Origin of the sequence: Actinomadura oligospora ATCC 43269 (assembly GCF_000518265.1) — a bacterium.
GTDB classification, from domain to species: domain Bacteria; phylum Actinomycetota; class Actinomycetes; order Streptosporangiales; family Streptosporangiaceae; genus Spirillospora; species Spirillospora oligospora.
In genome coordinates this window covers 520,727-532,256 of the sequence record NZ_JADG01000007.1, presented here as the reverse complement: position 1 = coordinate 532,256, position 11,530 = coordinate 520,727, and the positions used below count along the sequence as shown (strand labels likewise).

Genomic DNA, 11,530 nt, shown 5'->3' with positions numbered 1-11,530 from the left:
ACTCGGCACCGCGCACCGCGCTACTCGGCACCGCGCACCGCGCTACTCGGCACCGCGCACCGCGCTACTCGGCACCGCGCACCGCGCTACTCGGCGCAGGGGCACCGCGCTACTCGGCGCAGGGGCACCGCGCTACTCGGCGCAGGGGCACCGCGTTGCTCGGCGCCACGCCGATCACGGCCGCGCTGACCGCCACCCTGCCCGCCCCCCTTGCCCGCCGCCCTGCTCGCGACACCGCTCGCGGCGGTCACCACCACCGCCCACCGCCCCGCCAAGCCCGCGCCCGCACCAGGCCCGCGCCCGTATCGCCACAGCAGCATTCGGGGGCAGCATTCGGGCCGGATATCGCCACGTCCTCGCGATCGGGCGGTCGCCGCACGACGTGCCAAGCCTCATCCGCAGCACCCGGCCAGTCCTGCGTTCGCGTTGTTCGCCTGGTCTGACGGGTGCGGGGTGTCGGCTGCGAGGGCCCGGCCTGCTGGTTGGACGGTCGTTGTAGCTGTGCGGCTTGGCGCTTACGTCGCGGGTCCTGCCGGGCCGGGGAGAAATGATCTCTAGGTGGTTGGCCGGATCGGGCCATGGTCTTGACTGGGCAGGGTGGGGGTGGGGGCGGAAAAGTGTGGGGTTGGCATGGTGTGACGGACGAAACGTGCGCGCGAGGAGTAAAGAAGGCGGGGGCTGGATAGATCCATCATGACGGTCCATTGAGCGGGGGGTGAGGATGCGTGGAGCCGGTGAGGGGCTGCGCGCGGGCGTTTCGCCCCGGTTTCGGGGTTCGCTGTAATGGGCATTTCGGTCGTAACGGAATGACGGGGGTCATCCGAGACCGGGAATCCAGGGGGAGGTGAGGGCGTCGAGCGCAGTACTACTGCCTCACGCACCGTCCAGCGTCGCGGTCGCGCGCAGGCGCCTCGGCTCGGAGCTGGCGGCCTCGGGAGTCGACCCGTCGGTCGTCGACGACGCCAGCGTGATCGTGAGCGAGCTCATCAGCAACGCCCTGCGGCACGCGCGTCCGCTGCCCTCGGGACAGGTCCGGGTCTCCTGGATTCGGCGGGGTGATCTGATCGAGATCGCCGTGAGCGACGGGGGAGCCACCACGGAACCGCGGCGCGGGCCGGGGACGCTGTCCTCGCTCGGAGGTCGCGGGCTCGGGATCGTCGAGACGCTCGCCGAGGGGTGGGGCGTCCGGCACGAGGACGGGGCGACCACGGTGTGGGCCCGGCTCCACGCGCCGCGTTTCGGCGCCGAGCGCCGGGTGAACGCCGGGGTTCTGCCTGATCTCCTCGAGATCGCGGACCTCGCCGAGCCTCTCGGGGGACCGGACGCGGACGGCCCGGGAGCCGTCCGCCACGAAACCTCCGCAAGTCGGGCGTACCCCGGCTAGTCGGACGCCCGCTTCACCTTGTATGGTCCTCTTCAAGCTCGGGCGCTGTCGTGCCCCCGTCGACACCGCCCGAGCTATCCACGTCCGGCCCCCGGGTTCATCCCGGGGGCCGTTTTCATGTCCTGGGACGCGCGGACGTGCCGGGCGAAACGTTGACCGAAGCCCTGCGCACCCCTGTGTCCACGCGATGCACAAGGCGAGTTCGCGCAGGTCAGGCGGCTGCGCCTCGCGGACGATGATCAACGTCCCGTGCCGCGCGAGCGAAGCTCGGAGCCCCGTCCGCGTGCGCGGTGCCCAGCCCCCTGCCCCGCGTGGCAAATGCTCGTCTATCCCCGCGCGCCGGTACTCGCCGCCCTGCCCGCGTGTGCGGGTGCTCGCCGCCCTGCCCGCGTGTGCGGGTGCTCGACGCCCTACGCGACGTGCCTTGCGACGTGGGCGCTGCCCGGCGCGGCCGATGCCTGGCGCCCCGCCCCCACGTGCGTGGTGCTCGGAGCCCCGCCCGCGTGTGCCGGGGGGCGGGGCCCTGTGCTGCTTAGTCGGTGCTCGGTGTTCTGCCTCGCTGTGGCGGGTGCTCGGCGTTCTGGGTTGTCGGGCTGGGGGGCGGCGTTTTGTGGGGGGTGTTTGGGTCAGGGGGTGGGTGGGGGGTCTCGGAGGATGGGGCAGGACATGCAGCGGGGGCCGCCTCGGCCGGTGCCGAGTTCGCTGCCGGTGATGCGGATGACCTCGATGCCGGCGGCCTCGAGTTGGGCGTTGGTCTCGACGTTGCGTTCGTAGGCGACGCAGACGCGGGGGGCCACGGCGAGGGTGTTGTTGCCGTCGTCCCACTGCTCGCGTTCGGCGGTGACCGGGTCGAGGCCGGTGTCGATGACCTTGAGGCGGTCCAGGCCCATCGCCTCGGCGGCGGCGTCCAGGAAGAGGCGGGGGCCGGAGACGTTCAGGTCGCCGTTCGAGGCGGTGACCGTGAAGGCCTCCAGGGAGTAGGCGACCGGCGGGTACATGACCACGGTGTCGACGTCGACCATCGTGCAGACGGTGTCGAGGTGCATGGTCGCGCGTTCCTGGGCGATCGGGACAGCCAGGACGGTGTGGGCCAGGTCCGCGTCGAACAGCTGGCGGGCGAGGCGCTCGACGCCGGCCGGGGTCGTCCGCTCGCCGGTGCCGACGGCGACGACGCCCGGGCTGAGCAGCATGATGTCGCCGCCCTCGACGTGCTCCATGGACGGGTCGTAGATCGGGCGGATCCCGGCGAACCGGGGGTGGTGCCGGTAGATCAGGCTGGTCAGGGCGGACTCGTTGCGGCGGGCGGGCATCGCGAAGCTGGTCAGCGCGACGCGGTCGCCGACCCAGGCGCTGGAGTCGCGGGTGAACAGCAGGCCCGGCAGCGGGTCGACGATGAAGTCGAGCTCGTCCATGAGCCGGTAGACCAGGCCGTGCGCGGTCTTCAGCTCCTCGTGCGCGAGGCCCGCCACGAGGGTGTGCGCCAGGTCCTCGGGGTGGAGGTCGCGGAGGTGGCCCTCGACGACGCGGCGGAGCTGGTCGCCCCAGCGCTGGTCGTCGATCACCTGGGAGATCGCCTCGTCCCGCGCGGGCTCGAACTCAAGGGCGTCCTGGAGGAGTTCCGAGAGGTAGAGGACCTCGACCTCGCGGTCGCGGAGCGCCTGGGCGAACGCGTCGTGCTCCTCCTGCGCGCGTCCCACCCAGGGGATCGCGTCGAACAGCAGCTTCGCGCTGTTGCGCGGTGTGAGCCTCTTGAGCTCGGCCCCTGGACGGTGCAGAAGGACGGTGCGGAGCCGTCCGACCTCACTGGTGACCCGGTGTCTGTTCGTCGTCTGCGTCACCTTTCGCAGTCTATGCGCGCATGATCTGGACCCTCCGACCCGCCGTCGACGGAAACCGGGCATCGGGGGTGGAGCGGGAAAACCGGTCGAGATTCGGGGGACGGGTCCGTACGCTCAAAGGCATGTTCCTGGCGGCCGGCACCTCGCAGCTCGCGGACCTCGGTCCGCTGAGCTCGGTGTCGGCCGTCCTCCCCCTCGACGGCGGCGTCCGAGGCTGACCCCTCTCCGTGCCACCCGGAGAACCAGCGGAGAGGGGTGGTCACGGCACGCGCGCCTGAGATGCAGGGCGCGTGCGGGGTTCTCACCACTTCGCGTGAGAACGGAAATGATCATGGCCAAGGAGCTCTACGAGCGCGCCAAGCCGCACCTGAACATCGGGACGATGGGGCACGTCGACCACGGCAAGACCACGCTGACCGCGGCGATCACCAAGGTGCTGGCCGGGCGGGGGCTGGCGTCCGCCGTGCCGTTCGAGGGGATCGACCGAGCCCCGGAGGAGCGGGACCGCGGGATCACCATCAACATCGCGCACGTCCAGTACGAGACCGTGACCAGGCACTATGCCCATATCGACATGCCAGGTCACGCCGACTTCGTCAAGAACATGATCACGGGCGCGGCGCAGATCGACGGGGCCGTGCTGGTGGTCTCGGCGCTGGACGGGGCGATGCCGCAGACGCGTGAGCACATCGTGCTGGCGCGTCAGGTCGGCGTCCGGCACATCGTCGTCGCGTTGAACAAGGCGGACGCGGTCGAGGACGCGGAGCTGCTCGACCTGGTCGAGCTGGAGGTCCGCGACCTGCTGTCGGAGTACGGGTTCCCCGGCGAGGAGATCCCGATCGTCCGGGTCTCGGGGCTGCGGGCGCTGGAGGACGACCCGTACTGGACGGCCCGGATCGACGACCTGCTCGACGCGATCGACGCGTACGTGCCGGTGCCGGAGCGGGTCCTCGACAGGCCGTTCCTGATGCCGGTGGAGTCCGTGCTGACGATCACCGGGCGCGGGACGGTGGTGACCGGCGTGGTCGCGCAGGGCGCGCTGCGGGTCGGGGAGCAGGTCGAGGTCGTCGGGCTCGGCGACACCTTCGGAGCGGTCGCGACCGGCCTGGAGACGTTCGGCCGGACCATGGACCGGGCCGAGGCCGGGGACAACGCGGCGGTGCTGCTGCGCGGCGTCCGCCGGGACCAGATCCGGCGCGGCCAGGTGGTCGCGGCGCCCGGCTCGATCCGGCCGCACAGCCGGTTCCGGGCTCGGGTGCGGGTGCTGACGGCGGCCGAGGGCGGACGGCACGCGCCGTTCTTCCACGGCTACCGGCCACAGTTCCACTTCCGCACCACCGACGTGGTCGGCGGCGTCGACCTCGGCGGCGAGGGCGAGATGGCGCTGCCCGGCGACTCGGTCGAGATGACCGTCGAGCTGGGGCGTCCGGTGGCGATGGCCGAGGGGCTCGGCTTCGCGATCCGCGAGGGCGGCCGGACCGTCGGCGCGGGCACCGTCATCGGGCTGCTCGACTAGGGAACGGCGCGGGCTCGGCGTCCACGCTCGGGCGCGGGTCGTCGTTTGCGCCGGGGTGCCTGGGCGGGTGACCGGGCTGGGCCCGTCGTCCTTTGTGGACGGCGGGCCCGGTTCGTTCGTTCGGGGGCTATCGGCGGCTGGGGGCGGCGGTTTTTCCGTTGTTGGGCGCGAGTTCGTTCGGCAGGTCGCCGGACTCGTCTTCACCTACGCCCTTGCCGCCCTTGCCGGAACCCTTTCCACTGCCATTGCCATTACCTCCGTTGCCATTCCCGTTTCCGTTGCCGTTCCCGGACGGGGTGGGCTTTCCGGTCTTGGGCGGTTGGCCATGCGGATTACCCGTGTGGCCGTTGTCGTTTCCTTCGCCGTTCTTGTCCTTGCCGGACGGCTTTCCGGTGGACGGCGCGGACGACCCGGGCACGGTTGGGCCGTGCGTGCCGGACGGACTGGAGGGGTCGGACGGATCGGCGCCGGACGTCTGCTCCGTCCCGCCGTGGTTCCTGGACGTCTTCGGGTGCGGCGACGGGTGCGAGCGGGCAGGGGTCTGGCCGGGAAGGTTCCCCGTGCCCGCCGCCAAGGCGACCCCGCCGAGCGACGCCGCGACCAGCGACGCGATGACGACCTTCACCGTGAGCAGGCGTTTCAGGCCCCGGCGGCCGGAGCGGTGCCGTCCGGACGCGGCAGGCGGTTCATGTGTCGCGGCCGCCACCGGAGCGGTCGCCGAAGCGGAGGCCGGAGCGGCGAAGGAGGAGCGGAAGGCGGCGACGGCGGCGTCCTCGCCCGACAGCTCGTCCGGGCGTCCGGGTGCGGACGCGGCGGACAGCATGGCGGTCAGCGGGTCCGCAACGCCCGGCGGGAAGCCGGAGGAAAAGGCGTCGAGGAGGCGGTCGGCGGCCTCCGGAGTGAGCTCCTCATCGGGGTGCCGGTCGTTCATCGGCTCTCCTTGAACATGGAGGCATGAGCGTCCGGTCCGATGCGGAACACGACCTCCATGCGCGTGATTCTGTCGTACCCGGCCGTCCCCGGCACAGAACGCCCCGGGCCGTGCGGCACGCCTGTTCCGTTCATCGGCGCCCGGAATTCTGCGCACGGCCCGGAAAGGCCGCGCATTTGACGGCGCATGGCGTTCTCTCCGAGGCGCGCGGCGGAAATCGTGCCCGCACCGCCGCCGTCCGGGAACGCCTGAGGACCGTCCGGGGGCGCGGGCCGGGGGACACCGCGCGGATGGGCGCATGGTTCGACGGGCCGATGTGTCAGGTTCCTCAGCCTGAACACCCCCTTTCGGTGAGCGGTCGCGGTCCCCGTCCGTGCTGGTCGGGGGAGGTGTCAACTATCTCTTTCAGCGCCGCGCGGAGCCGCGGCGTCACCCGGGCGGGCGCGGGTCCGTCCGTCCGCGCGGGCAGGCGGACGGGCGGGCGGGATGGTCTCGCGGGAGCGCGTGAGCTGGGCGGCGAGCCGGCGAAGACCCCGGTAGGCCGCGGTGCGGACCGCGCCCGGCTTCTTGCCCAGCACCTTGGCGGCATCGGGAGCCGACAGCCCGAGGACGACCCGGAGCATCACCGCCTCGCCCTGGTCGGCCGGAAGCCCGGCGATCAGCGCGAGCGCCTGGTCGGTCGCGAGGCCGTCCATCGCCTGGACGGCGGTGTCGGCCTCGGCCGGCCTGGCGATCAGGTCGTCGATCGGCTGGTCCGCCACCGGACGCCGGGACCGGGCGCGCAGGTGGTCCAGGGCCCGGTGCCGGGCGACGGTGGCCGCCCAGCCTCGGAACCCGTCGATCCCGCCCTCGAAAGTGCGGACGTCGCGGGCGATCTGGAGCCACGCCTCGGACGCGACGTCCTCGGCGTCCTCGCCCACCATGCCCCGGACGTAGCGCAGCAGCCGGGGCTGCACGTCCCGGTAGAGCAGGCGGAACGCGGCCTCGTCGCCCGCCCGGGCCGCCTGCACGGCACGGTCGAGCGGGCCGTCATCGGTCTCCGCCGCTTCGTTCACGCCCGCCATTCTGCAATCAGTTGGGAGTGGGTGTGACACATGCGGAGCGATCGGCGCTGAACCCCTTGAGACCGCGAACGCCCCCGGCGCCGCCCCCGTCACGCCGGACGCGGTCCGCGCGGGGTCACCGGTTCCCCGGCCGGTGACCCCGCCACACAAAAATGACGACGGAGACCATGGACAGCGACACGATCTCCCTGGCCGACCCGGCCGAGCGCCCCCTCGCGCCCGCCGGGTCGTCCACAGCCGCCCCCGGCGGCGTTTCCGTGCCCGGTGGCGTTTCGTTCTCTGATGGGCGCACGCCCTCGCGCGGCGTCCCCGAGCCCGGCGACACACTGGTGCACTCGCCGCACCGCCCGTCGTCCCCCGAGGCCCTGAGCCCCGGCTCCGCTCCGAGCACCCCCGCCTGGACGACCCCGATCGGCCCCGGGCCCACAGCGACGCCTGAGGACCTCGAGTCCGCGCCCGTTTTCGTGGACCTGTCCGGACGCCGCCGCCGCATCGGCCGCCGCGCGGGGATCGCGTGCGGCGGGCTGCTCGCGGCGTTCCTGCTGGCCATGGGCATCGGCGTGGCGACCGGGGCGAGCGTCCCGGGGACGCCGTGGAACGCCGTCACGGGCACGCAGCACCACAAGAAGAGCAAGCCTCCCGTCCTGCAGCCCAAGAGCATCCCGCATGGCCAGAACCGGCCCGCTGTGACGGGGCCGGTGACCGTGCCGTCCGGGGCGAACGGGCGCCAGACCGACGGGCGGGGCCCCGCGCCGAGCGGATCCTCCGCGCCGTCCTCGACTCCGAAGCCCTCGTCCTCCGCCGCTCCGACCACGTCCGCGACGCCCTTGCCTACCCGGTCCCGTCCGGGCAGAGGTCAGGTGACGCCGCCGGGGCAGACCAAGCGGCCCAAGGCGACCGGCTGATCCGTGGATCCCTTCGAGCCCCCGCCGTCGTCCGCCGACGCGCCAGGTAGCACCGACGACAGGGCAGGTCGTCGGCGCGGTCCCACCGGCGCGCGCGGACGGCGGCGGGCCCATCCCGCCGATCCGGCGGGGCAGGGCCTCCCCGGGCGGCAGCCCGGATACGGCCCTCCTGGAGGCCCCGCCGGATCTGATCGTCCGGCCCGACACGGCCGCCCCGGCGCGCAGCCGGGATACGACCAGCACCCCTTCTTCGACCAGCAGCCGTCCCCGGAGCTCGGCGGAGCACCGGAGCTCGGCGGAGCACCGGAATTCGGCGGAGCACTGGAGTACGCCCCGCACCCGGGATACGCCCAGATGCCGGGTCGGACCCCACAGGCCCAGCCGTCCGGCCAGGGGGGCGGGTCCCGCAAGAAGAGAAGGCGGCGCGGGTCGGCGGCGGAGCGGGCGCGGGAGCCGCGCGGGCACTGGGTGCTCATGGCGCTCGGCAGCCTCGCGCTGATCACGCTGCTCCTGCTGGACGGGTTCGCGAACGGGGCGGTCGGCGAGTCGCCCAAGCACGAGCCGAAGGGCGAGCCCGCCCCCGCGCCGGCGGCGGTGACATCCGGCGGGCCGGTGGTGAACATGGCCGGCGGCACCCCGCACAGCCTGCGGACGCCGCCGAAGACGATCGCGCTGACCTTCGACGACGGCCCCGACCCGAAGTGGACGCCGCGCCTGCTGGACGTCCTGAAGCGGCACAACGCCAAGGCGACGTTCTTCTCGATCGGCGCGCACATCGCGCAGCAGCCCGCCCTGACCAAGCGGATGCTCGCCGAGGGCAACGAGATCGGCTCGCACACCTACACGCACGTCGACATGGCGACCGCGCCCGCCTGGCGCAACAAGCTCGAACTGGACCTGACGCAGCGCGCGCTGGCCGGGGCGGCCGGGAAGCACACCCGCCTGCTCCGCATGCCGTACTCGTCGGTCCCGGACGGCCTGACCAACCCGGAGTGGCTCGCCGCCGAACGGGCCGGGCGGGACGGCTACCTGCTCGTCCTCACCGACCGGGACACCGAGGACTGGCAGAAGCCCGGCGTCGACAAGATCGTCCAGTCGGCGCTGGCCGCCGAGAAGAACGGCCAGGGCGCGATCGTGATGCTGCACGACGCGGGCGGCGACCGCACCGAGACGATCGCCGCCGTCGAGCAGGTGATCGTCAAGCTGCAGGCGCGCGGGTACCAGTTCACCACCGTGACGCAGGCGATGGGCCTGCCCCCGGCGGAGGTTCCCGCCACGGCGTCGGAGAAGGCGATCGGCTGGACGCTCGTCACGGCGCAGCGCGCGGCGTCCTCGCTCACCGGCTGGATGCGGATCCTGTTCGTGATCGCCGGGGTGCTGGCGGCGCTGCGGCTGGCCGTCCTGCTGGTGTTCGCGCACGTGCACCGGCAGCGGGCGCGCCGGACCCAGCTGCCCGAGGTGCTGCGGCTGAGCAACGGGCCGCCCTCCGCACGGGAGGCCATCGGCGCGCCGTCCGGGCGGGCCGTCGCGCCGTCGGTGACGGTGATCGTCCCCGCCTACAACGAGGAGGCGGGGATCGCGGCGACCGTCCGGTCCCTGCTGGACACCGACTACCCCGGCCCGTTCGAGGTCATCGTGGTGGACGACGGGTCCAGCGACCGGACGTCCGAGATCGTCGAGGGGCTCGCGCTGCCCGGCGTCCAGCTGATACGCAAGCCCAACGGCGGCAAGCCGGACGCGCTCAACGTCGGCATCGCCGCCTCGCACGGCGAGTTCCTGGTGCTGGTCGACGGCGACACCGTGTTCCAGCGCGACACCATCCGGCACCTGGTCGCGCCGCTCGTCACCGACCCCTCGGTGGGCGCGGTCAGCGGCAACACCAAGGTCGCCAACCGCAAGGGCCTGCTCGGGAAGTGGCAGCACCTCGAGTACGTCATCGGGTTCAACCTGGACCGCCGGATGTTCGACCTCGCGCGGTGCATGCCGACCATCCCCGGCGCGATCGGCGCGTTCCGCCGCCGGACGCTGGTGTCGGTCGGCGGCGTCCCCACCGACACGCTCGCCGAGGACACCGACCTCACGATGGCGATCAACCGCGGCGGCTGGCGCGTCGTCTACTCCGAGCACGCGCTCGCCTGGACCGAGGCGCCGAACTCGCTGCGGCAGCTCTGGCGGCAGCGGTACCGCTGGTGCTACGGGACGCTCCAGGCGATGTGGAAGCACCGCGGGGCGCTGGTCGAGCGCGGGCCGTTCGGCCGCCGCTGCCTGCTCTACCTGACGGCCTTCCAGGTCGTCCTGCCGCTGTTCGCGCCCGCCGTGGACCTGTTCGCCGTGTTCGGGTTGGCCTTCATGGACCCGGTCGCGCCGATCACGATGTGGGCGCTGTTCGCGCTGGCCCAGGTCGCGGCGGGCGGCTACGCCCTCTGGCTGGACGGCGAGAAGCTGCGTCCGCTGTGGACGATGCCACTCCAGCAGATCGTCTACCGGCAGCTCCTGTACTTGGTCGTCGTGCAGTCCGTGGTCACGGCGTTGCTCGGGACGCGGCTGCGCTGGCACACCATCCGGCGGACGGGCACCTTCTCCGACTCCGGCCTCGGTCTCGGCGGCGGTCCCGATCCAGACCCCGGTCCCGGCCCCCGTGCCGGGATCGCGGCTCCCTGATGCCGGCCCGGCGGAGAGCGGGGCCATCGGCCGGCGCGCCCAGCGGCACGGCCGCGGGCGACAGGGAGGACGGGGGGACGCCGTTCGGAGCTGCGGCGTCCCCCCGTCACCGCCCCGGCGTCAGTGGCTCGGCGTCAGCGGCATCGTGACCCGGGCCCGTCACCGGCCCGAGTCTGAGGAGAAGGCTCTAGAACGTCCGCGTTAGGCGTAGGTTGTCCGAGATGGTCGGCTCGTTCTGCTGGCGAGGCCGATCTTGATGTGGTGGGATTCCCCCAGACCCCCGCTGACCCCCTGATGGAGTACGTGTGCGAGCCCCCCGCGCTCTGATTCCCCTGCTCGCCGTCTGCGGCGCCGGCGTCGTGGTCGCCCTGGCCGGCGCCGGCGCGGCGATCGAGAAGTCCCCCGCCCTCGGGTCGACCGACGCCGAACGTCCCCGGGCCGGCGCCGACGGTCCCGTCTCGGTCAACGCCGTGACCTGGGACGTCTGCGGCGACGCCGAGCCCGGCTGCCCGCTCGGCGGCGACCCGGACGGCCTCGTCCGCAGGTTCGACAAGCAGCTCGCCTCGGCGGCGGTGGCCGGAAAGGTCGTCCAGCCGGACGCGCTGCTGCTGCAGCGGGTGTGCTCGGCGCAGGTCAAGTCGATGAAGGCGCTCGGCCGCCTGAAGTCCTGGAGCTGGGCGTTCGCGCCGCAGGCCGCCGCCGACGACCGCACCGACCGCGCCTGCGTGAACGGCCAGGGCCGCCTCGGCCTCGCCATCGCCACCCGTGAGCCCCTCACCGACGTCCACCACTCCGGACTGCCGTCCCAGCCCGGACACGGCCGGATCGCGGTCTGCGGGACGGTCCGGGCGTGGGGCGCGCGGGTCTGCACCGCGCAGTTCAGCTCGTCCGCCCCCGGGGACGACCCGGACGGCACGTGGCGTCCCAAGCAGGCCCAGGCCCTGCTCGGCCTCGCCGACGCCGACCGCGTGATCATCGGCGGCGACTTCGCCGACAAGCCGCGCGCGAAGTCCCTGAACGCGTTCTACAGCATCTACTCCGAGTGCGGCGGACCGCGGCGCGCGGGCGACCCGACCCTCCAGGACGACTCCGGCAAGGCCACGGAGAAGACCGACTACATCTTCGCGACCCGGTCCGCCCAGCTCGGCTGCGGCGTCCCGGCGTCCCCGGTCCGCTCGTCCGACCACCGCCCCGTCACCGCCACCATCCGCTTCGTCTGACCCCCGCGCGC

The 11,530-nt window shown here is 73.1% G+C and carries 8 protein-coding genes; 5 read left to right on the top strand and 3 right to left on the bottom strand.

Going from position 1 to position 11,530, the window contains the following annotated elements:
• Nucleotides 1-844 precede the first annotated feature (844 nt).
• Nucleotides 845-1,384 (top strand): ATP-binding protein, encoded by a 540-nt coding sequence (locus P696_RS44895; protein WP_084337273.1) that lies wholly within the window; start codon nucleotides 845-847, stop codon nucleotides 1,382-1,384.
• 626 nt (nucleotides 1,385-2,010) lie between these two features.
• Here the strand turns inward: P696_RS44895 and P696_RS0111785 are convergent.
• Nucleotides 2,011-3,222, bottom strand: coding sequence for an arginine deiminase (locus P696_RS0111785; RefSeq protein WP_026412498.1), 1,212 nt, complete (start codon nucleotides 3,220-3,222; stop codon nucleotides 2,011-2,013).
• A 331-nt stretch (nucleotides 3,223-3,553) separates the two neighbouring features.
• Here P696_RS0111785 and tuf point away from each other — a divergent pair, with 331 nt between their 5' ends.
• Nucleotides 3,554-4,738, top strand: a complete 1,185-nt coding sequence (tuf, locus tag P696_RS0111775; protein ID WP_026412497.1) for an elongation factor Tu — start codon at nucleotides 3,554-3,556, stop codon at nucleotides 4,736-4,738.
• A 127-nt stretch (nucleotides 4,739-4,865) separates the two neighbouring features.
• Here tuf and P696_RS0111770 read toward each other — a convergent pair whose 3' ends face one another.
• Together P696_RS0111770 and P696_RS44890 are read right to left on the bottom strand one after the other, a co-directional pair.
• Nucleotides 4,866-5,669 carry a hypothetical protein gene (locus tag P696_RS0111770; RefSeq protein WP_026412496.1) on the bottom strand — a complete coding sequence of 268 codons (804 nt, stop codon included), beginning with the start codon at nucleotides 5,667-5,669 and terminating at the stop codon, nucleotides 4,866-4,868.
• Nucleotides 5,670-6,061: 392 nt separating this feature from the next.
• Complete coding sequence (locus P696_RS44890) at nucleotides 6,062-6,724, bottom strand: RNA polymerase sigma factor (RefSeq protein WP_064743999.1); 663 nt, start codon at nucleotides 6,722-6,724, stop codon at nucleotides 6,062-6,064.
• A gap of 176 nt (nucleotides 6,725-6,900) precedes the next feature.
• Here P696_RS44890 and P696_RS0111760 point away from each other — a divergent pair, with 176 nt between their 5' ends.
• From P696_RS0111760 to P696_RS0111750, 3 genes are all read left to right on the top strand, one after another.
• Nucleotides 6,901-7,638: a hypothetical protein gene (locus P696_RS0111760; protein WP_026412495.1), complete on the top strand. Its 738-nt coding sequence runs from the start codon at nucleotides 6,901-6,903 to the stop codon at nucleotides 7,636-7,638.
• A gap of 3 nt (nucleotides 7,639-7,641) precedes the next feature.
• Nucleotides 7,642-10,299 carry a bifunctional polysaccharide deacetylase/glycosyltransferase family 2 protein gene (locus P696_RS44885; RefSeq protein WP_245627612.1) on the top strand — a complete coding sequence of 886 codons (2,658 nt, stop codon included), beginning with the start codon at nucleotides 7,642-7,644 and terminating at the stop codon, nucleotides 10,297-10,299.
• Between the two features lie 305 nt (nucleotides 10,300-10,604).
• Nucleotides 10,605-11,519, top strand: coding sequence for an endonuclease/exonuclease/phosphatase family protein (locus tag P696_RS0111750; RefSeq protein ID WP_026412494.1), 915 nt, complete (start codon nucleotides 10,605-10,607; stop codon nucleotides 11,517-11,519).
• Nucleotides 11,520-11,530 lie beyond the last annotated feature (11 nt).

Coding starts and splice junctions, on each gene's coding strand:
- P696_RS0111770 (WP_026412496.1), bottom strand. CDS start 5,669: ATGAACGACCGGCACCCCGATGAGGAGCTCACTCCGGAGGCCGCCGAC.
- P696_RS0111760 (WP_026412495.1), top strand. CDS start 6,901: ATGGACAGCGACACGATCTCCCTGGCCGACCCGGCCGAGCGCCCCCTC.
- tuf (WP_026412497.1), top strand. CDS start 3,554: ATGGCCAAGGAGCTCTACGAGCGCGCCAAGCCGCACCTGAACATCGGG.